Origin of the sequence: Streptomyces sp. NPDC006450, assembly GCF_040612195.1 — a bacterium.
Taxonomy (GTDB): domain Bacteria; phylum Actinomycetota; class Actinomycetes; order Streptomycetales; family Streptomycetaceae; genus Streptomyces.
Map to the genome: position 1 here is coordinate 16,170 of NZ_JBEXPT010000059.1, position 22,836 is coordinate 39,005.

The following is a 22,836-nucleotide window of genomic DNA, read 5'->3' on the forward strand; positions in this document are numbered from 1 at the left end:
ACCCCACCCGCCCCGCCCCGCTGTCAATGTGGGTTGACACCCTCCCGAGCGTCAACCTACATTGACATCCATGACGGAAGCTACCGATCTGGCCGAGCGCGCCGGTGACCGTGACCCTCGCGTGGGCCTGCGTGCCGTGGCCGCCCTCCGGAGACTGCTGGAGCAGCTGGAGGCCGTACAGGTACGCGGGGCCCGCGCGCAGGGCTGGTCCTGGCAGGAGATCGCGGCCGAGCTGGGCGTCAGCCGGCAGGCCGTACACAAGAAGCACGGGAGGCTCTGATGTTCGAACGCTTCACCCAGGACGCCCGCTCCACCGTGACGGGCGCGGTCGCCGAGGCCGAGCGGACCGGGGCACAGCGGGTCGGCGAGGAGCACCTGCTCCTCGCCCTGCTCACACTCGGCGCCCTCGACCCCCTGGGCGTCGACCGGGCCGCGATCAGCGCCGACCTGGCGGCGGCCCGCCGCCGGGGCGGCATGTCCAAGGCCGACGAGGAAGCCCTCTCGGGCCTCGGCATCGACCTCACCGAGATCGTCTCCCGCATCGAGGAGACCCACGGCGAGGGCGCCCTGTCGGACCCCGCCCCGCGCAGGCGCTCCGGCCGACCCCGCTTCTCCCCGGGCGCCAAGAAGGTCCTGGAGCAGTCCCTGCGCATCGCCCTGGGCCGCAAGGACCGTCACATCTCCACCCTCCACCTGCTCCTCTCCCTCCTCTCCCGACCCGGCACACCCGCCGAGGTCCTCGCGGAGCACGGGGTCACCTATGCGGGAGCCGAGGCGGCCCTGCCGGGCTGAGCAGCACCCCAGGGCGGCTACCGCGCTCCCCTCGCCACCCCGGCTCCGGTGACACCGGCTGGAGCGCGGGTGATGGGGGCACCGCGCTCGGCGCGGCACGGTGCGGTGCCGGGCGGCGCGGGCCAGGCAAGATCCGAAAGAGACGGCTAGCCCTGCGGGCCGAGGGCCGAGGCGATGCGGGCGGCCGCCTCCGCCAGGTGGGTACGGGCCTGCGTCAGCTGGTCGTCGCTGATCCCCCGGTCGCGGGCCGCGTCGCGGATGTCGTCGCGGAAGCGGTCCAGCAGCCGGTCCAGGTCGCGGGCCGGGTCACCCGTCGCCGGTACGTCCCGCGCCCAGTCCGCGTCGGGAGCGGGCGCCGGAGCCGCCGACGGGGCACTGGGCGCGGTGGGTCCGGTGGGCGCCGTCGGCGAGGCGGAGCCGCCGAGCCAGGCTCCCGCCAGGCTTCCCAGGACCCCGCCCGACTTCGCGAACTGCTCCTGCAACTGGCCGGCGATGCGCTGGACCTCTTCACGGGCCCGCTCCTGCGCCTCCTTGGCCTGCCGACGCGCCTGCTGGGCCTCCTCGCGGGCCCGGCGGCTCTCGTCCTTCGCCCGGCGCGCCTGTTCCTTCCACTCGGCCTTGGCCTTGCGGAGCTCTTCCTTGGCGGCCTTCCAGGACTCGTCCTCCACCTGCGTGGCCGACGCGCTGGCCGCGGCCCGCAGTTCGCGCCGCAGGTCGCCCGCCGCGCCGCTCACGTCGGCGCGGATCTCGGCGGCCAGCTCGGAGACCGAGTCGCGGATCTCCAGTTCCAGGTCGGCCAGTTCGCCGCCGCGGTCGGCCAGTTCGGCGCGCCCCGCGTCGGTGATCGAGTACACCTTGCGCCCGCCTTCGGTCGCGTACGTGACCAGGCCCTCCGTCTCCAGCTTGGCCAGGCGCGGGTACACCGTGCCCGCGGAGGGTGCGTACAGCCCCTGGAAACGCTCCTCCAGCAGCCGGATCACCTCGTAGCCGTGGCGCGGGGCCTCGTCGAGCAGCTTGAGGAGGTAGAGGCGGAGGCGGCCGTGGGCGAAGACGGGCGGCATGTCAGAGCACCTTCTTGTCGAGCTCGAGCGGGGTGGCCGGGTCCTCGGCCGGGCGGCGCAGCAGCGCGATGGAGCCGGAAACGGTGGTGGCGCGCAGGGTTCCGGTGCCGGCGCCCAGGGTGCCGGTGATCCTCTTGGCGCCCATCTGGCCCGAGACCCGCAGGTCCTCGAAGGCGTTGGAGACGCCGCCGGTGGCCGTGTTGGCCTCGACGCGGGCGTCGGCCGGGTGCGGCAGGCGGATGGCGACCTGCCCGGAAACGGAGTTGAGGGAGATGTCGACCGGCCGGGGGGCGGGCCGGTCGTCGAGGGCCAGGTCGATCAGCATGTCGCCGGAGACCGAGTCGGCCCGTACGTTGCCCGCGGCGCCGTCCACGACCGTCAGGCCGCCGGACACGGAGTGGAACCCGAGCTCGCCGGTCACGGACTGCGCCTCGACCCCGCCTGAGACGGTGTGCGCCTTGACCCGCCCGGACAGGCCGACGAGCGTGGTGTCGCCGGAGACTCCGTGGATGTCGGTGCCGCCGTCGATGCCGGAGACGAAGACGGTGGCGCTGACGGTGGCCAGCTGCACGTGGGTGGCGGCCGGGACCGTGAGGGTCACGGTCGCGCTGCGCTCCCAGGCCTTGCGGCCGGAGTCGGAGGCGGACCAGGCCTTCCAGGGCTTGCTCTCGAACCACTGCTTGAGTCCCTGGGAGCCGTTCCAGGGGAGGTCCTCGTAGGACACGGTGAGGGTCCCGCCCTCCTGCACCACGTGCAGGGGCGGCCCGTCCACCTCGGAGACCTCCAGGCGGGCCGGACCCCCGTCGGCGACGACATTGACCGTGCCGCCGGCCATCCGGACGCGGACCTCGGTCACCGGCTCCTCGAAGGCGAGCTTCTGCGGTTCGGCGACCGACCATGTCGTCCGCGGATTCTGCGCTGCCTCTGCCATGGTGCTGATCCTCCTCGGCGTACTGCACGCAACATATCGCGTCTTCTGACCAACACGATATATCGCGGTTGCGGGAAGTCAAGCACGCCGGGATGATCCAAAATCATCACTTTGGGCGGGTTTGGCTTAGCGTGTGGGCATGCCGATCTCCCAGACCACGGCGGGCGGACTCCTGCTCTGCCGCGCCGAGCCCCTCGCCGCCCGACCCGCCGCGCACATCCTGCGCGAACGCCTGCTGCTGGCACCCGCCGGCGAGTGGAGCGTGCTGGTGCCCGAGGCCAAGCCGTGGCTCGGCGGCGCGGAATCCGTGGCCGAGGTCCTGGCGGGCTGGGGCGCGGCGATCGCGCTGAGCTCCAACTGGCCGGTGCTGAGCCTGTGGTGGGAGGAGGGCCGGGCCGGCTTCGTCCTCTCCTGCGGATTCCGCAGGTCCGCGGCCTACTCATGGGACGCGGCGGGCCGTCCGCACGGCGAGCCGGACCCCGGCGCCATGCGGACGCTGGCGGCCCGGCTCGGCCTGGACCCGGTCCTGGACCTGGAGGAACTGGAGCGCCTCACCCGCCCCGACGCGGCGGCCGGCGGCGAGTCCCGCCTCCTCGGGGTCATCGCCCTGCTGGCCCGCGCCGGGCTGGCGCTGCCGGCGGGCCTGAACCCGGGCGAACCGGCCGACCGGCTGCGGGAGGCGGCCCGCGTCGCGCCGGCGGCGGAGCCGGTGGAGTGGGCAGGCTGGCGCGACACGGTCCGGGCGGAGCTCGCGGTGGTCGAGGACAGCCCCCTGGGCCCGTGGCTCCGGGGCCCCAAGGCGCGCCTGGTGGGTGCGGCCCAACTGGCCGCAGGAGCACCCCTGATGATGTGGGCCGCCCGCCGCCGCAGCCCGGGCTGGCTGGCCGCGGGAACCGTCCTGGTGACCCACGGCGCGGCCGCCCTGGCCTACGACCGGGCCCGGCGCCGCGCCTAGGCCGGCCGTCGCGCCCCTCTGGACCCCTACGCAGCGAGCAGCGGGCTCGCGTTGCGGCGGAGCCAGGCACGGTAGGGCGGAGTCCCCAGCGCCGCTTCGCGGTAGGCCGCGCGGAGGTCCTCGTACACCCCGTCGGACACCTGCGCGTGCACCCCGGGGCGGGTCGCGAGGAGGAGGCGTACGGCGAGCGGGTCACCCGAGAGCGGCCTGATCGCCATGTCCTCGCGCGGTCCGGAGGTGGGCTGGCAGGGAGCGACGGCCTCGCCGGAGACGATCAGCGAGGCGGCCGTGTGGTAATCGGCGTGCAGCAGGGGCGGGTCGAGGCCCGCGCCCGCGAGGACCCGGCGCAGGCCGTCCCACTCCCCGTCCACCGACGGGTCCACGGTCCACCGGTCGGCGGCGAGGTCGCGCAGCTCCACGACCGACCGGGCCGCCGCCGGATGGTCCCGGGACATGGACACGAACTGCGGCTCGCGCTCCATCAGCACCCGTAACTCCAGCCCGGCCGGCACCCGCAGCGGGCTGCCCTCCACCTCGTGCACGAACGCCACGTCGAGCCGGCCCGCGGCCGTCATCCGCAGCAGCGCGTTGGCGGACACGTCGACCATCAGGTCGGTCTCCGTGTCGGGCAGCCGCCGGTGCAGCCGCCGCAGCCAGCCGGGCAGGGCGCGGCTGGCCGTCGAGCCGATCCGCAGCCGGGGCCCCTGGGACAGCGCCCTCGCCTCCGCGACGAGGGCGGCCATCTCGGCCAGGAGCGGCCGCGCCCGCCCGAGTATCGTGCGCCCGAAGGGAGTCGGCCGGCATCCGGTGCGCTCGCGCAGGAACAGCTCCCCGTCCAGGGCGCGTTCGATGCGCCGCAGCTGGGTCGTGAGGGAGGGCTGGCTCACGCCGAGCTGCCGGGCGGCCTTGTGCAGGCTGCCGGCGTCGGCGATGGCGCACAGGGCGCGCAGGTGCCTGACCTCAAGCTCCATGCCCAGAGAGTAGGCCGGGGCGAGCCGACCGCACCAGTAACCGGTATCCCCTCGAATCCCGCCATTCTCTTGGGAGTCGGCCTTCCGAAATCCCCCCGATAGCCCGGCGCTATCGGGGTCTGACATCATCCGCCGGCCACTCCCGCTCCCGCAGACTCCGGTACCGAACGACCCCCCACCGCACCGGATGAGCAGGAGTCCCCCACATGCGCCACTCCCGCAAGACCACCCTGTCCGCCGTCGGCCTCGGCATCGCCGCCGTCCTCGGCGCCGTCGTCCCCGGCACGACCGCCACCGCCTCCCAGGGCGCCGGCAGCCCGAGCACGTACGCCGCGTACGAGCAGTCGAAGGAGAACCAGGCCGCCAACCGGGCCTTCTTCGAGGCCGTGCAGCGCGCGGTGGCCGAGCAGCGCGCCGCGGCCCCGGGCCTGGCGGCCGTGACCGTCACCTACAACACCCGCAACGCGCCGAGCTTCCGCACCCAGATAGCGCGCTCCACGCAGATCTGGAACAGCTCGGTGGTCAACGTCAAACTGCAGGAGGTGTCCTCGGGCGGGAACTTCTCGTACCGCGAGGGCAACGACTCGCGCGGATCGTACGCGAGCACGGACGGCCACGGCCGGGGCTACATCTTCCTCGACTACCGGCAGAACCAGCAGTACAACTCCACCCGCGTGACCTCGCACGAGACCGGTCACGTGCTCGGCCTGCCGGACCACTACTCGGGCCCGTGCAGCGAGCTGATGTCCGGCGGCGGCCCCGGCACCTCCTGCCAGAACGCCACCCCGAACTCCGCCGAGCGCTCGCGCGTCAACCAGCTCTGGGCGAACGGCCTCGTCGCGTCCGGTCTGGACGCGAAGGGCTAGGACCCCTCGGGCGGGGAGCCCTCGGCCCGGGGCTCCCCGGCCCGGGGCTCCCCGGCCCGGAGGTCCTCGGTCGGGATGTCCTCGGTCCGGATGCCCTCGGTCCGGATGCCCTCGGTCCCGGGCTCTTCGTACGCGGGCACGTACGCCGCGCACTCCCGGTTCCGGCAGGGACCGGGGGTCCATACCGGGACGAAGATCCCCAGGGACTTGCGCCGCCCGACCATCGTGTCGACGGGGCTCCCGCAGACCGGGCACGACTGCTGGTCGTGTCCGGCCCGCGGGGCGACCGTCCCGTGCGTCTGCTGTTCCCGCTGTTGACCGGCCATACCTCCACGGTAGGACGGTTTCGCCGGTTCGGCGGGGTCAGCGCTTGACGGCGTACGAGGTGAGGACCTGGCCGCCGCCGAGGGCCTTGCACCCGGTCAGCTCCAGGGAGCGCGCCCCGAACCCGGCGCGCGACATCGGCATGCCGGTGCCGACGAAGACCGGGTACGTCTTGACGACGAACTCGTCGATCTCGTCGATCAGCTGCCCGGCGAGGTCCGCACCGCCGCACAGCCAGATGCCGAGCCCGTCCTCGGCCTTCAGTTCACGGACCTTCTCCACCAGATCCCCGTCGATGATCCGCACCGCCGGGTCGAGCGTGGTGGTGAGCGAGCGCGAGACCACGTACTGCTCGCGCATGTGTCCGTACGGGCTGGTCACGCCCACCTTGAGACCGGGCTCGTACGTACCGCGCCCCATGAGCACCGTGTCGAAGTGCTTGGCTTCGGCGTCCTCGATCCCGAGCTGGACGCGTCCCGGGGTGGAGATGGTCTCCGGGTACTCGGCCTTGAGGAAGTCGACGAACTCGCCGTCGAGGTAGCTGTAGATGAAATCGGCATCGCCGTCCGGGGCTCCGATGAAGCCGTCGACCGAGGTGGCGATGAAGTACGTGAGCTTGCGCAAGCGATTCTCTTCCGTTCGACAGTGCACCCCCATCGAGGCACGTCGATCAAAGTACTTCAGGCGAAGTGGTCTGGCAAGGGATTACCGCGGACCCGGCGAGGGACCGACTACTGCGGCTTGCGCCACATCGGCCACATCAGCGGCCCGTCCGGCAGCCGCACCGCCTCGCCCGTGAACTGCCAGCCCAGTCGCTCGTACAGCCCCTTGCTGCGCTCGCTGCTCGCCTCCAGATAGGCCGGCACGCCCTCGCGGTCGCAGCGCTCCAGCACCGGCCGGATCAGCTCCGTGCCCAGCCCCTCGCCCTGCCGCCCCGGGGCGACCGCGATCATCAGCAGGTACTCGTGCTCCTCCGCCATCGGGTGCACCGCTCCCGTGAGCCGGCCCACCAGCTCGCACCGCTCGTTGTCCGGGTCGGCCACGGCCCGCATCTTCGCCGGGACCTCGTCCGGGACGTGCTCGGCGTCCGGACCTGCGGCCGGGATCCGCAGCCACAGCGCCGCCGCCGAACCGTCGACCGCGTAGTCGATCCGGCCTTCGGCCAGGGCCACGTCCACGAAGACGCCCAGGAACTTTCCGTGCACCGCGGCCCGGTGCTCCGGGTCCGGGAACACCCAGCTGCTCACCGGATCGCTGCGGAAGGCCTCGTCGAGCAGCCGCGCCACGGCGTCCCGGTCCGACTGACCGGCTTGACGTATCTCCAGCCCCATGGGTCATACCCTTCACTTCGCCCACGCATCAACAACCGTGAGTGATCCTAGAGTTGACCCACCGGCGCAGAAAGGCCTGTTCCGGCACCGTGCGGTGCCGGAACAGGCCTCCGGGGCTCCCCCTCACCCCTGCGCGGTCACTTCGTACGCCGCGTCACGAACTCCGCCAGCGCCAGCAGTCCGCCCGCCGCCCCGAGGTCCGGGACGGCGCGCGACAGCTGTTGCACCGCCCGCCCCATCCGGTCGGCGGCATGGGCCTGCGCCCAGTCCCGCCCGCCGGCCCGCTCCACCGCCGCGGCCGCCCTGGCCACGTCGTCCCCGGACATGGGACCCGCGTACAGCGCGGCCAGCTCCTCCCCCGCCGTGGTGCCCGAGGTGAGGGCCGCCACGACCGGGAGGGACTTCTTGCGGGCCAGCAGATCTGCCCCGGCGGGCTTCCCGGTGTGGCTGGGATCCCCCCAGATGCCGATCAGGTCGTCGATCAGCTGGAACGCCAGCCCGGCCTCGCGGCCGAAGGCGTCCATGGCGTCGACCTCGTCCGGGCCGGCCCCCGCGTACAGCGCGCCGATCGCGCACGCGCAGCCCAGCAGGGCCCCGGTCTTGGCCGTCGCCATGGTCAGGCACTCGTCGAGCGAGACGCTTCGGCGCTGCTCGAAGGCGCAGTCCGCCTGCTGGCCCGCGCACAGCTCGACGATGCAGGCGGCGAGCCTCGCCGAGGCGGCCGCCGAGGCCGGATGCGGGTCCTCGGCGAGCAGCCGCAGCGCGAGCGCCATCATGGCGTCGCCGGTGATGATCGCGTCCGGCGTGCCGAAGACCGTCCAGGCCGTCGGTCGGCCGCGCCTGCGCACGTCCTTGTCGATGACGTCGTCGTGCAGCAGTGTGAAGTTGTGCGCCAGCTCCACGGCCACGGCCGGCCGTACGATCTCCCCGGCCACCCCGTCCCCGCGCAGGGCCTGCGCGGCGGCGAGCACCAGGGCGGGCCGGATGGCCTTGCCGGTACTGCCCGCCGCCGGGGTGCCGTCCTCGTGCTCCCAGCCGAAGTGGTACATCGCCACCCGCCGCATCGAGCCGGGCAGGCTCTCCACGGTCCGGCGCAGTTCCGGGTTGACCGTTTCCCTCGTCCGCTCCAGCAGGACGGCGGCTTCCTGCCCCTCGCTGGTGGTCATCGCCTCTGTGGTCGACATGGCGTGTGCGCTCCGTCCCGTCCTGTCCTGCCCCGTTCTGCCCCGTCGTCCCCCGCACCCTTCGCTCGGCGCCGGCCGGGCCGGGTCAGCTCCAGCGGGCGATCTCGACGTTCTCCAGGACGCCGAGCGCGTCCGGCACCAGCACCGCGGCGGAGAAGTAGGTCGTGACCAGGTACGAGATGATCGCCTGCTCGCTGATCCCCATGAACCGCACCGAGGTGCTCGGCTCGATCTCGTCCGGGATCCCGGGCTGGTGCAGGCCGATCACACCCGACTCCTCCTCGCCGGTGCGCATGCAGAGGATGGAGGTCGTACGGGCGTCGCTGATCGGGATCTTGTTGGACGGGAACATCGGGACCCCGCGCCAGGCCGGCACCCGGTGCCCGCCGATCTCGACCGACTCCGGGTACAGCCCGCGCTTGTTGCACTCGCGCCCGAAGGCGGCGATGGCCTTGGGGTGGGCCAGGAAGAACTTGGAGCCGCGCCGCATGCTGAGCAGCTGGTCCATGTCGTCGGGGCTGGGCGCGCCGTCGTGGGGCTGGATGCGCTGGTCGTAGTCGGCGTTGTGCAGGAGGCCGAAGTCGCGGTTGTTGAGCATCTCGTGCTCCTGGCGCTCGCGCAGCGCCTCGACCGTGAGCCGCAGCTGCTGCTCGGTCTGGTTCATCGGCTGGTTGTACAGGTCGGCGACGCGGGTGTGGACCCGCAGGACCGTTTGTGCAATGGAGAGTTCGTACTCGCGCGGGCGGGCCTCGTAGTCCACGAAGGTGCCGGGCAGTACGGCCTCGCCCTGGTGGCCGGCGGAGAGGTCGATGGCCGCCTCGCCGTACTTGTTGGTGCGCTGCTCCGGCAGGGCCCGTACGGAGTCCACGTGCGCCCGGAGCGAGTCGACCCGGTCGGCGAGGATCTGGAAGTCCTGGCGGGAGAGGACGAGCACGGTGCCGGCGGTGGCGGCACGGGCGGTGTACTCCCAGATGGCCTCCTCGTCGACGAGGGAGTCCTCGCCGAAGAAGGCCCCGTCGGCGACGGTCTGCAGGACGGCGTCGTCGCCGTAGGGGCCGGGGCCGATCTGGTCGATGCGCCCGTGGGCGAGCAGGAAGACCTTGTCGGCGGGACTGCCGAAGGAGGTGAGCTCCTGGCCCGGCTCGAAGTCGATCTGGTGGCAGCGCGCGGCGAGTTCGGCCAGCGCGTCGGGGTCGTCGTAGTCGCGCAGCACGGGGAGCTCCCCGAGCTCCGCCGGAATCACCTGCACCTGCGTGCCGGTCTTGATGAACTCCACGATGCCGTTGCCGACCGAGTAGCTCAGCCGCCGGTTGACCCGGTACGTGCCGCCCTGGACGGGAACCCAGGGGAGCATCTTCAGGAGCCACCGCGAGGTGATCTCCTGCATCTGCGGCGCGGACTTGGTCGTGGTTGCCAAGTTCCGCGCGGCCGTGGTTCCCAGACTGCGCTGCGGTGCCTGGGTCTCGGACTCGGAACCTGCCTGGACCGACATGAATTTCCCCTTCGATCACTCCATGAATCTGCGGGAGGAGCTTTTCAGCACGGACCGTGGTGGGACCATTACACAAAAGGGTGGGACTACTCCGTTCGTGGCTGGGCACTCTCTTGAGCTCAACTCCCACCCCACGAGGCACTTGAGACCCCGCAGACCCCACCCGTTTCAGCCATCCCGCGCGACTCCCCCCTTTAATTTGCATACTAGATGCGACTTTTCTACGCTGAGCCCATGCGGCTGACCCGATTCACCGACCTCGCCCTGCGCGTCCTGATGCGCCTGGCCGTCGCGGAGGCGGACCTCCCGACCACCCGCGACGTGGCGGCGACCATGGAGGTCCCGTACACCCACACCGCGAAAGTGGTCGCCAGGCTGCAGCACCTCGGGCTGGTCGAAGCCCGCCGCGGCCGCGGCGGCGGCCTCGCCCTGACCCCCGCCGGGCGCGCCGCCCCGGTGGGCGGGGTGGTCCGCGAACTGGAGGGCGCCGGCGACGTCGTGGACTGCGACGGGACCACCCCGTGCCCGCTGCGCAACGCGTGCGTGCTGCGCGGGGCGCTGCGCCGGGCCCAGGAGGCCTTCTTCGCCGCCCTGGACCCGCTGACGGTGAACGACCTGGTCGCAGCCCCGACGGGGCCGCTCCTGCTGGGCATTTCGGGCGGATCGCCGGGGGCCGGAAGGCCCTGACCACGAAGGCCTTTTGGCCGGTTCGCACCGGCACCGGGCCCGCATAGCCTGACCCCCGCACCCCTCTTCGAACACAAGTCCGCACCGTGACGGACACCCGCAACCCGCACACGCGCGCAAAAATACGCATCTCACATTCCACTTCTGCGATCCACCCCGACCCGAGGAGTCACCGATGCTTTCCGAGAAGTCGACCGCGACCGTACGAGCCACCCTGCCCGCCGTGGGTGCGGCCATCGGCGACATCACGGAGCTCTTCTACAGCAAGCTTTTCGAGGCCCACCCCGAACTGATCCGCGACCTCTTCAACCGCGGCAACCAGAACGCCGGCCTCCAGAAGCAGGCCCTCGCCGGCTCCATAGCCGCCTTCGCGACCCACCTCGTCGAGCACCCCGACGCCCGCCCCGACGTGATGCTGAACCGCATCGCCCACAAGCACGCCTCCCTCGGCGTCACCCGCGAGCAGTACCCGATCGTCCACGAGCACCTCTTCGAGGCGATCGCGGAGATCCTCGGCGAGGCCGTCACCCCCGAGGTCGCCGAGGCCTGGGACGAGGTCTACTGGCTGATGGCCAACGCCCTCGCCACCATCGAGGAGCGCCTCTACGCCGAGCAGCAGGTCCTCGCCGGCGACGTCTGGCGCGCGTGGACGGTCGCCGCCCGCGTCGAGGAGACCGCGGACTGCACCACCTTCCACCTCACCCCGGCCGACGGCGCCCCCGCGCCCGGCTTCAGGCCCGGCCAGTACGTCTCCGTCCAGGTCGAACTCCCCGACGGCGCACGCCAGATACGCCAGTACAGCCTCTCCAGCGCCCCCGGTTCCCCGGTCCGCTCGATCACCGTCAAGCGGATCCACGGACCGGCCGCCGCCGGCCCCGACGGCGAGGTCTCCAACCACCTGCACGCCGAGGTCCGCACCGGCGACTCCCTGCGCGTCTCGACCCCCTACGGCGACCTGGTCCTCCAGGACTCCGCCTCGCCGGTGGTCCTCGCCTCGGCCGGCATCGGCTGCACCCCGATGCTCTCGATGCTGGAGCACCTGGCCGACACCGCGCACGCGGCCCCGGTCACCGTCCTGCACGCCGACCGCTCCCCCGCGGACCACGCCCTGCGCACCGACCACCGGGCCCTGACCGGCAAGCTCGCCGACGCCTCGGCGCACTTCTGGTACGAGGCCGACGCCGAACCGGGCGACCACGAGGGCCGCCTCGACCTCACCGCCGTCCCCGTCGCGCCGGGCACGAAGGCCTACCTCTGCGGCCCGCTCCCCTTCATGCGGGCGGCCCGCGAACAGCTCATCGGCAAGGGCGTCGCGCCCGCGGACATCCACTACGAGGTCTTCGGCCCCGACCTGTGGCTCGCCTCGGCGTGAGCCGTGCGCCGGGTGCGCGCCCTTGCGACGGAACGACCGCCTCCACTAAACGTTGAGTAATCATCCGGCTACTCACAGCCAAGGAGGCGGTCATGTCCGCACCCCTGTCCGCGGCCCGGTTCCTGGGCGCCCTGCGGGCCGAGGGCCTGACGGTCGTCGAAGTCGGCAACTGGCGCACCCACAACCGCAACCACAAGGGCCCCTGGGGCCCCGTGCACGGCGTGATGCTCCACCACACCGTCACGCACGGCACCGCGTACACCGTCGGGCTCTGCCGCGACGGCCACGCGGCCCTCCCCGGCCCGCTCTGCCACGGCGTGATCACCAAGGACGGCCGGGTCCACCTGGTCGGCCACGGCCGCGCCAACCACGCCGGCGCGGGCGACTCCGACGTCCTGGCGGCGGTGATCGCCGAGAAGCGCCTCCCGCCCGACCTGCACGCGAACACCGACGGCAACCGCCACTTCTACGGCTTCGAGTGCGAGAACCTCGGCGACGGCGAGGACCCGTGGCCGGCCTCCCAGCTCGATGCCATGGCCCGTGCATCGGCCGCGCTGTGCCGCGCCCACGGCTGGTCCGCACGTTCGGTCATCGGCCACCTGGAATGGCGCCCGGGCAAGATCGACCCGAGGGGCTTCACCATGGCCTCGATGCGCGACCGCGTCACGGAGCGGCTGAAGTAGCCCCAGGGGGCGGCGGCCCGGAGCGGACCCGCTCCGACGTGCGACGGAACGGGCGGGTGCGGCCCACAATGGGCGGGTGGAACGTTCAGCCGACCCCGCCCCCGGCCCCGGCCCCGGCCCCGGCCCCGACCTGATCCTGCGGCCCCGGCCCGCCTCGCCGTTGCGGGAGGTCCATGACGAGCGGTTCGCCGCGCAGGGGGTGCGGCTGCTGCTCAAGCGCGACGATCTGGTGCACCCGGAGCTGCCCGGCAACAAGTGGCGCAAGCTCGCGCCGAATCTGCGGGCCGCCGTCGCGGGCGGGTACCCGGAGCTCGTGACCTTCGGCGGGGCCTACTCCAACCACCTCCGGGCCACCGCCGCGGCCGGCCGGCTGCTGGGGCTGACGACCGTCGGGATCGTACGGGGGGACGAACTCGCCGGGCGGCCGCTGAACGACTCGCTGGCCCGGTGCGCGGCGGACGGCATGCGGCTGCACTTCGTGACCCGGTCGGCCTACCGGGACAAGGCCGGGCTCCCCGCGCTGGCGGGCGCGGAGGGGGCCTACGTGATCCCCGAGGGCGGCAGCAACGCGCTCGCGCTGCACGGCTGCGCCGAGCTGGGCCGCGAGCTGAGCGGCACCTGCGACGTGGCCGCCGTGGCCTGCGGGACCGGCGGCACGCTGGCCGGGCTGGCGGCGGGGCTCGGCGCGGGCCGGCGGGCGCTGGGAGTCCCGGTGGTCGGGGGTGGCTTCCTGGAGGCGGAGATACGTTCCCTCCAGACGGCCGCGTTCGGCGGTCCGGCGGGTGACTGGTCGCTGGCCGAGGGCTACGCCCACGGCGGCTACGCCCGCGTCCCCGCCGAGCTGGCGCGGTTCGCGGCGGACTTCGAGTCCCGCCACGGCCTGCCGGTGGAGCGGATCTACGTGGCGAAGCTCCTCTGGGCCCTGCTCGCCCTGACCCGCGCGGGCACCTTCCCCCGCGGCACCACCCTGGCGGCGGTCGTCACGGGCCGTCCGTAGCCCGGGAGGCGGCTCGCGGCCGGGGCCCGCATCGGCCGCAACGCCCCGCCACCGCCGCCCCGCCACCGCCGTCCCGGCCCGCGGCCGGCCTCAGCCCGCTTCCTCCCGGTACGCCGCCGCCTCCTCCAGGTCCAGGCGGCGCAGCAGGGCCCGGAGCATTTCGTCGTCGATGCGGCGGGCGTCGCGCAGGGAGACGAAGACCTCGCGTTCCGCGGCGATCATCTCCCCCGCCAGCCGGCGGTAGACGTCGTCCGCAGACTCGCCCGTCACCGCGTTGACCTCCCCCAGCCGCTCCCACACGGCGTTGCGCCGCCGCTCCATCACCGTGCGCAGCCGGTCCGCCAGCGGGGGCGGGAGGGCGTTCGCGGGGGAGGCCAGGAGTTCCGTCAGGCGGTCCTCCGCCGCCTGCGAGGCCTCGCTCTGGGCCTGGGCCTCCGCCAGGGTCTCGGCGTGGGTGTCCTTCGGCGGCAGCCGCAGCAGCCGGATCAGCGGCGGCAGGGTCAGGCCCTGGACCACGAGCGTGCCGATCACGGTGGTGAAGGTCAGGAAGAGGATCAGGTTCCGGTGCGGCACCCCGTCCGGCACGGAGAAGGCGATCGCCAGCGAGACCACGCCCCGCATCCCGGCCCACCCCACGACGACCGGCGCCTTCCAGCTCGTCTCCGGCTCCCGCGTCCGGATCCGCTGCGAGAGCCTCGGCAGGAACGTCGCCGGGAAGACCCACGCGAAGCGGGCCGCCACCACGACGAGGAACACGACCACCGCGTAGCCCGCCGCGGCCGCGCCCTCGTACTCCCCCAGCCCCTGCAGCACCACCGGCAGTTGGAGCCCGATCAGCGCGAAGACCACCGATTCGAGGATGAAGGCGACCATCTTCCAGACCGCCTCCTCCTGGAGCCGGGTCGCGAAGTCGACCTGCCAGTTGCGGTGCCCGAGGTACAGCGCGACCACCACGACCGCCAGCACTCCCGACGCGTGCACCCGCTCGGCGGCCGCGTAGGCCACGAAGGGGATCAGCAGCGACAGGGTGTTCTGCAGGAGCGGTTCGCGCAGCCGCTTGCGCAGCACGTGGATCGGGACCATCAGCAGCAGGCCGACCGCGACACCGCCCACCGAGGCCAGCAGGAACTCCTGGATCCCGTCCGCCCAGCCGGCGCTCGCACCGACCGCCGCGGCCAGGGCGACCTTGAACGCGGTGATCGCGGTGGCGTCGTTGACCAGGGACTCACCCTGGAGGATGGTCGTGATCCGGTTCGGCAGCCCGAGCTTGCGGGCGATGGCCGTCGCCGCGACCGCGTCGGGCGGGGCGATGACCGCCCCCAGCACCAGCGCCACCGGCAGCGAGAGCCCCGGCACCATCAGGTACGCCGCGTACCCGACGACGACGGTCGCGAAGAGCACGTACCCCACCGAGAGCAGCGCCACGGGCCGCAGGTTCGCCCGCAGGTCCAGGTACGAGCTGTCCACCGCGGCCGTGTAGAGCAGCGGCGGGAGCAGCAGGGGCAGCACGATGTGCGGGTCCAGGCCGTACTCGGGCACGCCCGGCACGTAGGCCGCGGCCAGTCCGGCGGCGACCAGCAGCAGGGGTGCGGGCACCGGGGTGCGGCGGGCCAGGCCCGCGACGACCGCACAGCCGGCGACCAGCGCCACCAGCGGCAATACCTCCATCGAAGATCATCCTCGCTTGAGTCATGTCATCTCGGGCGCCCGCACCTCAGTACGCTGGCCATCATGAGCGAGTGCACGCACGTTGCCGAACTGCCGCGCCCCGAGCCGGTCCCGCTTGCCCAGACCTGCCCCGAATGTCTGGTGCTCGGCAGCCATCCCGTCCAGCTACGCCTGTGCCTGGAGTGCGGGCACGTCGGCTGCTGCGACTCCTCGCCCCACCGGCACGCCACGGCGCACCACCGGGAGACCGGACATCCGGTGATGCGCAGCTTCGAACCGGGCGAGACCTGGCGATGGTGTTTTGTCGACGGTTCGATCGTCTGAAGCGGGGTAGGTCAACCCTCCGCCGGTTCCCCTGATTTGGGCCCGCAGACCCCTAGCCACTGTGCGTCCCCATGGGCTTACCATCAGTCACTGGTCGCAGGCACGGCCCTCAGGCCAGCTATGTGCAGCTTTGTTCAAAGGGGTTCTGCACCCTCCGACAGGGGTGCCGCGACACGATCGCCCGGATCGCGATAGCGTCACCGGCGAACAGAGCTCGTACCACCTTGGAGGTGAGGGTGTCCCAGATCGCAGGCGAGCCCGGGACCCAGGACTTCGTGGAAGTCCGGCTGCCCGCTGCGGGTGCCTACCTGTCTGTGCTGCGCACGGCCACGGCCGGCCTCGCGGCACGTTTGGACTTCACCCTCGACGAGATCGAGGACCTCCGCATCGCGGTGGACGAGGCCTGCGCGATCCTGCTCCAGCAGGCCGTGCCCGGCTCCGTCCTCAGCTGCGTCTTCCGGTTGGTCGACGATTCGCTGGAGGTGACCGTCTCCGCCCCGACCACCGACGGCCGGGCCCCGGAGCGCGACACGTTCGCGTGGACGGTCCTCTCGGCACTCGCCGGGAAGGTCGAGGCCACGGTCGAGGAGAACAAGACGGTGAGCATCAGCCTCTACAAACAGCGCGGCGCGGGACCAGGCCCGGCGTGAGCGGCGGGGAGGTCCCGGTGCGGGGCGGGGATCGGCCCCGGGTAGGACACGAGGTCGACGGCGGCATTCCGGAGCAGCAGTACGCCCGGCCGCACCCGGCTGACACGGATGCGGAAAACGGCTTTTTGGACTCGGCGGAGCGACGGGCGGGCCCTGTGAGCGAGAACCAGCACGACCAAACACTGCCGGTCCAGCCACCGGGGGCCGCTGCCACGGCCCCGCCGGCGGCCCCGGACGCGGACGTGACCCCGGCCGCGGACGCCGCCGAAGCCCTTCGGGCTCCGGTGTTCACGGCGCCGGCACCCCTGCCGGATCCGCGCGACCGCAGCGGTGCGCGGGCCCTCTTCATCGAGCTCCGGGCGCTGCCCGACGGCTCGCCGGAGAAGGCGGAGCTGCGCAACCGGCTCGTACGGATGCACCTGCCGCTGGTCGAACACCTGGCCCGGCGCTTCCGCAACCGCGGCGAGCCGCTGGACGACCTGACCCAGGTCGCCACCATCGGCCTGATCAAGTCGGTGGACCGCTTCGACCCGGACCGCGGGGTCGAGTTCTCCACGTACGCCACGCCCACGGTGGTCGGCGAGATCAAGCGCCACTTCCGCGACAAGGGCTGGGCGGTACGCGTCCCCAGGCGCCTGCAGGAGCTGCGGCTCTCGCTGACCACGGCGACCGCGGAACTGTCCCAGCAGCACGGGCGCTCCCCCACGGTGCACGAACTGGCCGAACGGCTGGGGATCTCCGAGGAGGAGGTGCTGGAGGGCCTGGAATCGGCCAACGCCTACAGCACGCTCTCGCTGGACGTCCCGGACACCGACGACGAGTCGCCGGCGGTCGCGGACACCCTGGGCTCGGAGGACGAGGCGCTGGAGGGCGTCGAGTACCGCGAGTCCCTCAAGCCGCTGCTCGAAGGGCTCCCGCCGCGGGAGAAGCGGATCCTGCTGCTGCGGTTCTTCGGCAACATGACCCAGTCGCAGATCGCCCAGGAGGTCGGCATCTCCCAGATGCACGTCTCCCGGCTGCTGGCCCGCACCCTGGCCCAGCTCCGCGAGAAGCTCCTCGTCGAGGAGTAGTCAGGGAGTGGAAGAGGGAGCCGTACGGGCTATCGGGTCTGCTCCGCGGGCCCGATGCCCAGCGCTTCGGTGGCCTTCGGGTTCACCAGGAGGGCCGTGACGGCCACCGCGGCCAGGGCCAGCGCCACGGCGGCGATCTTCATCGCCCCTCCCGCGGTCCACAGCATCCAGGCGACCGGCAGCGCCATCAGCTGGGTGATCAGCGCCGGGCCGCGGCTCCAGCGGCGGCCCAGCAGCAGGCCGCGGGCCGCGACCAGCGGCAGCGCGGCCAGGACGAGCAGGGTGATCCCGCCGGTCAGGGCCTGCACGGGATCGGCGCCCCCGGCGATGCCCATGTACAGATCGGCGACGCCGGGCCCGGCCAGGGCCAGCCCCTCCAGCGCGGCGAGCGCGGCGGCCGCGGTCAGCCTGCGGGGCAGCGCGGCGGGGACGGCGGACGCGGTGGGGCTGGGCTTCGTACTCACCCCAGCAGGGTAGCCGCGCCCCTCCCGCACCCGGAGGGGACGGCCAGTATGGGCGGCGCCGGAAGGGGTCGGTAGGCTGACGCCCATGCGTGCACTCCTCGTGGCCAACCCAGCAGCGACGACGACCAGTGCGCGCACGCGCGACGTCCTGACCCACGCGCTCGCCAGCGAGATGAAGCTGGAGGCGGTCACCACCGAATACCGCGGCCACGCCCGGGACCTGGGACGCAGGGCGGCCGAGACCGGCGTCGACCTGGTGGTGGCCCTGGGCGGTGACGGCACCGTCAACGAAGTGGTCAACGGCCTCCTGCACGAGGGCCCCGATCCGGACCGGCTGCCCGGACTCGCGGTGGTTCCCGGCGGCTCCACCAATGTCTTCGCCCGCGCGCTCGGCCTGCCCAACGACGCGGTCGAGGCGACCGGCGCCCTGCTGGACGCCCTGCGGGAGCGGCGCGAGCGAACGGTCGGCCTGGGACTCGCGGCCGGCACCCCGGGCACGGAGGACGAGTCGGTTCCGGCGCGCTGGTTCACCTTCTGCGCGGGCTTCGGCTTCGACGCGGGCGTGGTGGGCCGCGTGGAACAGCAGCGGGAACGGGGCAAGCGTTCGACCCATGCCCTGTACGTGCGACAGCTGATGCGCCAGTTCTGGGAAGAGCCCAACCGCCGGCACGGCACGGTGACGCTGGAGCGCCCCGGCGCGGATCCGGTGACGGATCTGGTGCTGTCGATAGTGTGCAACACGTCACCCTGGACATATCTGGGCAACCGGCCGCTCTACGCCTCCCCGGAGGCGTCGTTCGATACCGCACTTGACGTATTGGCGCTGAACCGTTTGTCAACTCCGGCGGTCGCTCGCTACGCGACACAGCTCCTGACCTCGACTCCTGAGCGCGGCCCCCACGGCAAGCATGCGGTGTCTCTGCACGATCTGACGGACTTCACCTTGCATTCGAAGGTGCCGCTTCCGTTCCAGATGGACGGAGACCACCTCGGGCTGCGCACCAGCGTTCGGTTCACAGGCGTACGCCGTGCACTGCGTGTGATTGTGTGAGTGGAAGGGGCGAAAGTCCTTCCACTCGAACGTTTACACGCCGGTCCACCCCTAGGAAGTAGGGCTGTGACCTAGTAGACACCGACGAATCAAAAAAAACTTTCCGGAAGGGGTTGTATCCCCGTCCGAGGTTTGCGAATCTCTACATGGCGATCGGGACAGCCCGCAGAACCCGGCACCCACACAGACCGCCAGAACCCCTCCACGAATCTCCGGCAGCCCAGGGCGAGTTTTTCCCCAAACTGGGCGGTCTCCCTTCCTTCGCGAAGGGATTCGTGAAAGCGTTCACATTCACAAGCAACCTGCCCGCAATACAAGGAGATGGAGCAGCCATGGACTGGCGTCACAACGCCGTTTGCCGCGAGGAAGACCCGGAACTCTTCTTCCCCATCGGCAACACCGGTCCTGCGCTGCTGCAGATCGAGGAAGCCAAGGCCGTCTGCCGCCGTTGCCCCGTCATGGAGCAGTGCCTGCAGTGGGCGCTCGAGTCCGGTCAGGACTCCGGTGTCTGGGGCGGTCTCAGCGAGGACGAGCGCCGCGCGATGAAGCGCCGCGCCGCTCGCAATCGGGCGCGCAACGCAACCGCCTGACATCGACTTTCGAGCCTCGAGCCGCAGCGCGTAGTACCCATATCAGCGCTCAGCAACGTGCTCTCGAACCCCGTACCGAAAACCATTCGGTACGGGGTTCAGTGCTGTCCGGGCCCTTTTCGGTGCCCCTGACATCACCCTGAGTAACGGGAGTGGTGCGCTACTTCTGCGGGCTTGCGGGTATGTCGAGGACGACCTTGGTGCCGCGCGGCTCGGACGCCACCATGTCGAAGGTGCCGCCGAGTTCGCCCTCCACCAGGGTCCGTACGATCTGCAGCCCGAGGTTGCCGGCCCGCTGCGGGTCGAACCCCTCGGGCAGTCCGCAGCCGTCGTCGACCACCGAGATGAGCAGCCGGGCATCGGCGCGGCCGGTACCCGAACGGGCCGCGGACACCTCCACGGTGCCGCCCTCGCCCTGGGTGAAGGCGTGCTCCAGGGCGTTCTGGAGGATCTCCGTCAGCACCATCGACAGCGGAGTGGCGACCTCCGCGTCCAGGATTCCGAAGCGGCCGGTGCGACGGCAGTCCACCTTGCCCGGGGAGATCTCGGAGACCATCGCGATCACGCGGTCGGCGATCTCGTCGAACTCGACCCGCTCATCCAGGTTCTGAGACAGCGTCTCGTGCACGATCGCGATCGAACCGACGCGGCGTACGGCTTCGTTCAGCGCCTCGCGGCCCTGCGGCGAATCCATGCGGCGGGCCTGCAGGCGCAAGAGCGCGGCCACGGTCTGGAGGTTGTTCTTGACCCGGTGGTGGATCTCCCGGATGGTCGCGTCCTTGGTGATCAATTCACGTTCGCGACGGCGCAGTTCCGTGACGTCGCGGCACAGGACGAGCGAGCCGATCCGGGTGCCCTTGGGCTTGAGCGGGATGGCCCGCAGCTGGATGACCCCGCCGCTGCCCTCGGCCTCGGTCTCGCGCGGGGCCCAGCCGCTGGCGAGTTTGACCAGGGCCTCGTCCACCGGGCCCCGGGAGGGCGCGAGTTCCGAGGTGATGGTGCCCAGGTGCTGGCCGACCAGGTCGGAGGCGAGGCCGAGCCGGTGGTAGGCGGAGAGCGCGTTCGGGGACGCGTACGTCACCACGCCCTCGGAGTCGAGCCTGATCAGGCCGTCGCCGACGCGCGGGGAGGCGTCCATGTCGACCTGCTGGCCGGGGAACGGGAAGGAGCCCGCCGCGATCATCTGGGCGAGGTCGGAGGCGGACTGGAGGTAGGTGAGCTCCAGCCGACTGGGTGTACGCACAGTGAGCAGGTTGGTATTGCGTGCGATCACTCCGAGGACCCGGCCCTCACGGCGCACGGGGATCGACTCGACGCGGACCGGCACCTCCTCGCGCCACTCCGGGTCGCCCTCGCGCACGATCCGGCCCTCGTCGAGCGCCGCGTCGAGCAGCGGACGGCGGCCGCGCGGGACCAGGTGGCCGACCATGTCGTCCTGGTACGAGGTGGGGCCGGTGTTCGGGCGCATCTGCGCGACCGAGACGTACCGGCTGCCGTCGAGCGTGGGGACCCACAGCACCAGGTCGGCGAAGGAGAGGTCGGAGAGCAGCTGCCACTCCGAGACCAGCAGGTGGAGCCACTCCAGGTCGGTTTCACTGAGAGCGGTGTGCTGGCGTACGAGGTCGTTCATGGAGGGCACGTGGCGAGCGTACCCCGGGTACGGGCCATGACTTTCCTCAGCGCGATACTCCGGAGTATCCAGAAGACCCCGCTTCCGCGTAGGGTTGGAGGAAGTGACGGTGAGCAGGGCTCCGTCATGGATGGACAGAACAGATTGGTCTAGTCCACAATTGCATCAAAGACTTCCGCCCTCCCCGCACAGGAGGACGGATCGAGGTAAGCCGCGCGCTCTGCCCTGACCGCGCGTCACCTCCCACCGGCTGTCGGGCACCGCACACCCGTCGGCCGTAAGTACTCCGGGCTACGGTGCCGGGCGGGCTGAGGGTCCCGTTCGGCACCGTGGCCCAGAGGAACGTGCGCCCCCGGAGGGCGGCCCCACTGCGGCCAGGCCCCCGCGGCCGGCTCCGCCGCCGCTTCCAGCTCCTGTCGCCCCGCGCCGTCGCGCGACCGCTGCGACATCCCCTGCAGTACGGCTCCGGCGCTGCGCGCCAGCATCCAGACGTCCGCACCGGCCGGCAGCTCCCCCGTGGCGGCATCGGCCCGGACCCGGCTCCCGAACGCCCCCGCATCGACGGCGGCCGCCGCGCAGGCCGTGGGCGCCGCCGAGGCGGGCGGGGCCACACCTGCGCGACAAGGGGGCAGAGCTCGGCCCCGAAGGCGGCACAGAGGCCCTCTGGGCGGCGTGAGCGACCCTTGCACCGCCCCCCGAGGGGGCCGGTGCACGCGGGCCCGGGTCCGGGAGGCCGGAGCGTCGGATCCGGCCCACCATGGAGTGTGCGAAGACCCGGAAACGAGGCCCCGCCTCTGCTAGATTGGTCTATACCACAACGTCGTCACACTCCAGATCGGCAGGCCCCGCGTGGAAGTTGTCATCGTCCCGGACGCCAAGGCAGGCGGCGAGCTCATCGCGGAGGCCATGGCCGCCCTGATCCGCCGTAAGCCCGATGCCCTGCTCGGCGTGGCGACCGGCTCTACCCCGCTGCCCATCTACCAGGCGCTCGCCGCCAAGGTGAAGGCCGGACTGGTCGACGCCTCCAAGGCCCGCGTCTGCCAGCTCGACGAGTACGTCGGTCTGCCGGCCGGGCACCCGGAGTCCTACCGCGCCGTCGTCCTGCGCGAGGTCGTGGAGCCGCTGGGCCTGTCCGAGGCCTCGTTCATGGGTCCGGACGGGTCGGCCGAGGACATCGTCGCCGCCTGCGACGCCTACGACAGCGCCCTCGCCGCGGCCGGCGGCGTCGACCTCCAGCTCCTGGGCATCGGCACGGACGGGCACATCGGCTTCAACGAGCCCTGCTCCTCCCTCGCCTCCCGCACCCGCATCAAGACGCTGACGGAGCAGACCCGCGTGGACAACGCGCGCTTCTTCGACAACGACATAGAGCAGGTGCCCCACCACGTCATCACCCAGGGCATCGGCACCATCCTCGACGCCCGCCACCTGGTCCTGCTGGCCACCGGCGAGGGCAAGGCCGAGGCCGTCGCGCAGACCGTCGAGGGCCCGCTGTCCGCCCTCGTACCGGCCTCCGCGCTCCAGCTGCACCGGCACGCGACGGTGATCGTGGACGAGGCCGCCGCATCCAAGCTGAAGCTGGCGGACTACTTCCGGCACACGTACGCGAACAAGCCCGCCTGGCAGGGGATTTAAAGGGATCTCGTCTGCCGGGTTCGGTTCGCTGCCGGGTGCGGGTCCGCCGTGGCTGGTCGCGCTCACGCGGCGGAGCCGCAGATCGATACAGCCCCGCGCCCCTGAAAG

Annotated in this window: 25 protein-coding genes and 1 pseudogene; 14 read left to right on the forward strand and 12 right to left on the reverse strand. The window is 72.0% G+C overall.

Annotation, left to right across the window (positions count from 1 at the left end; translation table 11 throughout):
- Positions 1 to 70: 70 nt before the first annotated feature.
- Together ABZY57_RS19010 and ABZY57_RS19015 are read left to right on the forward strand one after the other, a co-directional pair.
- The gene (locus tag ABZY57_RS19010) at positions 71 to 280 is read left to right on the forward strand and encodes a helix-turn-helix domain-containing protein (RefSeq protein WP_243336126.1); all 210 of its coding nucleotides are present in this window, start codon (positions 71 to 73) and stop codon (positions 278 to 280) included.
- Positions 280 to 792 (forward strand): Clp protease N-terminal domain-containing protein, encoded by a 513-nt coding sequence (locus tag ABZY57_RS19015; RefSeq protein ID WP_356513336.1) that lies wholly within the window; start codon positions 280 to 282, stop codon positions 790 to 792. Before ABZY57_RS19010 ends, ABZY57_RS19015 begins: the two co-directional genes overlap by 1 nt.
- A gap of 146 nt (positions 793 to 938) precedes the next feature.
- Here ABZY57_RS19015 and ABZY57_RS19020 read toward each other — a convergent pair whose 3' ends face one another.
- Both ABZY57_RS19020 and ABZY57_RS19025 read right to left on the reverse strand, forming a co-directional pair.
- Positions 939 to 1,853 (reverse strand): helix-turn-helix transcriptional regulator, encoded by a 915-nt coding sequence (locus ABZY57_RS19020; RefSeq protein ID WP_356513338.1) that lies wholly within the window; start codon positions 1,851 to 1,853, stop codon positions 939 to 941.
- Position 1,854: 1 nt separating this feature from the next.
- The gene (locus ABZY57_RS19025) at positions 1,855 to 2,784 is read right to left on the reverse strand and encodes a DUF4097 family beta strand repeat-containing protein (protein ID WP_356513340.1); all 930 of its coding nucleotides are present in this window, start codon (positions 2,782 to 2,784) and stop codon (positions 1,855 to 1,857) included.
- Between the two features lie 145 nt (positions 2,785 to 2,929).
- Here ABZY57_RS19025 and ABZY57_RS19030 point away from each other — a divergent pair, with 145 nt between their 5' ends.
- Positions 2,930 to 3,739, forward strand: coding sequence for a hypothetical protein (locus ABZY57_RS19030; RefSeq protein WP_356513380.1), 810 nt, complete (start codon positions 2,930 to 2,932; stop codon positions 3,737 to 3,739).
- Between the two features lie 26 nt (positions 3,740 to 3,765).
- Here the strand turns inward: ABZY57_RS19030 and ABZY57_RS19035 are convergent, their stop codons facing one another.
- Positions 3,766 to 4,710: a LysR family transcriptional regulator gene (locus ABZY57_RS19035; protein ID WP_356513342.1), complete on the reverse strand. Its 945-nt coding sequence runs from the start codon at positions 4,708 to 4,710 to the stop codon at positions 3,766 to 3,768.
- 206 nt (positions 4,711 to 4,916) lie between these two features.
- Between ABZY57_RS19035 and snpA the strand changes: the two genes are divergently transcribed.
- Positions 4,917 to 5,576 (forward strand): snapalysin, encoded by a 660-nt coding sequence (snpA, locus tag ABZY57_RS19040; protein WP_356513344.1) that lies wholly within the window; start codon positions 4,917 to 4,919, stop codon positions 5,574 to 5,576.
- On the opposite strand, the gene ABZY57_RS19045 is transcribed toward snpA, so the two are convergent.
- From ABZY57_RS19045 to ABZY57_RS19065, 5 genes are all read right to left on the reverse strand, one after another.
- Positions 5,573 to 5,902, reverse strand: a complete 330-nt coding sequence (locus tag ABZY57_RS19045; RefSeq protein WP_356513346.1) for a hypothetical protein — start codon at positions 5,900 to 5,902, stop codon at positions 5,573 to 5,575. The genes snpA and ABZY57_RS19045 overlap by 4 nt on opposite strands.
- Before the next feature lie 37 nt (positions 5,903 to 5,939).
- On the reverse strand, positions 5,940 to 6,524 hold the full coding sequence (locus ABZY57_RS19050) for a dihydrofolate reductase family protein (protein ID WP_356513348.1): 585 nt from the start codon (positions 6,522 to 6,524) through the stop codon (positions 5,940 to 5,942).
- A 107-nt stretch (positions 6,525 to 6,631) separates the two neighbouring features.
- Entirely contained in the window at positions 6,632 to 7,231 is a 600-nt protein-coding gene (locus tag ABZY57_RS19055; protein WP_356513350.1) for a GNAT family N-acetyltransferase, read from the reverse strand.
- A gap of 137 nt (positions 7,232 to 7,368) precedes the next feature.
- Positions 7,369 to 8,415 carry a family 2 encapsulin nanocompartment cargo protein polyprenyl transferase gene (locus tag ABZY57_RS19060; protein WP_356513352.1) on the reverse strand — a complete coding sequence of 349 codons (1,047 nt, stop codon included), beginning with the start codon at positions 8,413 to 8,415 and terminating at the stop codon, positions 7,369 to 7,371.
- An 85-nt stretch (positions 8,416 to 8,500) separates the two neighbouring features.
- Positions 8,501 to 9,907 carry a family 2B encapsulin nanocompartment shell protein gene (locus tag ABZY57_RS19065; protein ID WP_356513354.1) on the reverse strand — a complete coding sequence of 469 codons (1,407 nt, stop codon included), beginning with the start codon at positions 9,905 to 9,907 and terminating at the stop codon, positions 8,501 to 8,503.
- Between the two features lie 234 nt (positions 9,908 to 10,141).
- Here ABZY57_RS19065 and ABZY57_RS19070 point away from each other — a divergent pair, with 234 nt between their 5' ends.
- The 4 genes from ABZY57_RS19070 to ABZY57_RS19085 all read left to right on the forward strand — a co-directional run bounded on the left by ABZY57_RS19070 (position 10,142) and on the right by ABZY57_RS19085 (position 13,646).
- Positions 10,142 to 10,594 (forward strand): Rrf2 family transcriptional regulator, encoded by a 453-nt coding sequence (locus ABZY57_RS19070; RefSeq protein ID WP_356513356.1) that lies wholly within the window; start codon positions 10,142 to 10,144, stop codon positions 10,592 to 10,594.
- A gap of 175 nt (positions 10,595 to 10,769) precedes the next feature.
- Positions 10,770 to 11,966: a globin domain-containing protein gene (locus tag ABZY57_RS19075; RefSeq protein WP_356513358.1), complete on the forward strand. Its 1,197-nt coding sequence runs from the start codon at positions 10,770 to 10,772 to the stop codon at positions 11,964 to 11,966.
- A gap of 92 nt (positions 11,967 to 12,058) precedes the next feature.
- Positions 12,059 to 12,649: an N-acetylmuramoyl-L-alanine amidase gene (locus ABZY57_RS19080; protein WP_356513360.1), complete on the forward strand. Its 591-nt coding sequence runs from the start codon at positions 12,059 to 12,061 to the stop codon at positions 12,647 to 12,649.
- Between the two features lie 76 nt (positions 12,650 to 12,725).
- Positions 12,726 to 13,646 (forward strand): pyridoxal-phosphate dependent enzyme, encoded by a 921-nt coding sequence (locus ABZY57_RS19085; protein WP_356513362.1) that lies wholly within the window; start codon positions 12,726 to 12,728, stop codon positions 13,644 to 13,646.
- 90 nt (positions 13,647 to 13,736) lie between these two features.
- Here ABZY57_RS19085 and ABZY57_RS19090 read toward each other — a convergent pair whose 3' ends face one another.
- Positions 13,737 to 15,314: a Na+/H+ antiporter gene (locus tag ABZY57_RS19090; protein ID WP_356513364.1), complete on the reverse strand. Its 1,578-nt coding sequence runs from the start codon at positions 15,312 to 15,314 to the stop codon at positions 13,737 to 13,739.
- Between the two features lie 63 nt (positions 15,315 to 15,377).
- On the opposite strand from ABZY57_RS19090, the gene ABZY57_RS19095 reads away from it, so the two are divergent.
- The 3 genes from ABZY57_RS19095 to ABZY57_RS19105 all read left to right on the forward strand — a co-directional run bounded on the left by ABZY57_RS19095 (position 15,378) and on the right by ABZY57_RS19105 (position 17,358).
- Positions 15,378 to 15,638 carry a UBP-type zinc finger domain-containing protein gene (locus ABZY57_RS19095; RefSeq protein ID WP_356513366.1) on the forward strand — a complete coding sequence of 87 codons (261 nt, stop codon included), beginning with the start codon at positions 15,378 to 15,380 and terminating at the stop codon, positions 15,636 to 15,638.
- Between the two features lie 236 nt (positions 15,639 to 15,874).
- On the forward strand, positions 15,875 to 16,288 hold the full coding sequence (locus ABZY57_RS19100; RefSeq protein ID WP_214949331.1) for an anti-sigma regulatory factor: 414 nt from the start codon (positions 15,875 to 15,877) through the stop codon (positions 16,286 to 16,288).
- Entirely contained in the window at positions 16,285 to 17,358 is a 1,074-nt protein-coding gene (locus ABZY57_RS19105; protein ID WP_356513368.1) for an RNA polymerase sigma factor SigF, read from the forward strand. Before ABZY57_RS19100 ends, ABZY57_RS19105 begins: the two co-directional genes overlap by 4 nt.
- A 29-nt stretch (positions 17,359 to 17,387) precedes the next feature.
- Here the strand turns inward: ABZY57_RS19105 and ABZY57_RS19110 are convergent, their stop codons facing one another.
- Positions 17,388 to 17,822, reverse strand: a complete 435-nt coding sequence (locus ABZY57_RS19110) for a hypothetical protein (RefSeq protein WP_356513370.1) — start codon at positions 17,820 to 17,822, stop codon at positions 17,388 to 17,390.
- An 85-nt stretch (positions 17,823 to 17,907) separates the two neighbouring features.
- Here ABZY57_RS19110 and ABZY57_RS19115 point away from each other — a divergent pair, with 85 nt between their 5' ends.
- Positions 17,908 to 18,873, forward strand: a complete 966-nt coding sequence (locus ABZY57_RS19115) for a diacylglycerol kinase family protein (RefSeq protein WP_356513372.1) — start codon at positions 17,908 to 17,910, stop codon at positions 18,871 to 18,873.
- A gap of 332 nt (positions 18,874 to 19,205) precedes the next feature.
- Positions 19,206 to 19,463, forward strand: coding sequence for a WhiB family transcriptional regulator (locus ABZY57_RS19120; protein ID WP_004937597.1), 258 nt, complete (start codon positions 19,206 to 19,208; stop codon positions 19,461 to 19,463).
- A 160-nt stretch (positions 19,464 to 19,623) separates the two neighbouring features.
- On the opposite strand, the gene ABZY57_RS19125 is transcribed toward ABZY57_RS19120, so the two are convergent.
- Positions 19,624 to 21,093, reverse strand: a complete 1,470-nt coding sequence (locus tag ABZY57_RS19125; RefSeq protein ID WP_356513382.1) for a PAS domain-containing sensor histidine kinase — start codon at positions 21,091 to 21,093, stop codon at positions 19,624 to 19,626.
- 368 nt (positions 21,094 to 21,461) lie between these two features.
- A pseudogene (locus tag ABZY57_RS19130) lies at positions 21,462 to 21,635 on the reverse strand (TetR/AcrR family transcriptional regulator); the annotation flags it as partial.
- Between the two features lie 307 nt (positions 21,636 to 21,942).
- Between ABZY57_RS19130 and nagB the strand changes: the two are divergent.
- Positions 21,943 to 22,728 carry a glucosamine-6-phosphate deaminase gene (gene nagB / locus ABZY57_RS19135; RefSeq protein ID WP_356513374.1) on the forward strand — a complete coding sequence of 262 codons (786 nt, stop codon included), beginning with the start codon at positions 21,943 to 21,945 and terminating at the stop codon, positions 22,726 to 22,728.
- Positions 22,729 to 22,836: the final 108 nt, after the last annotated feature.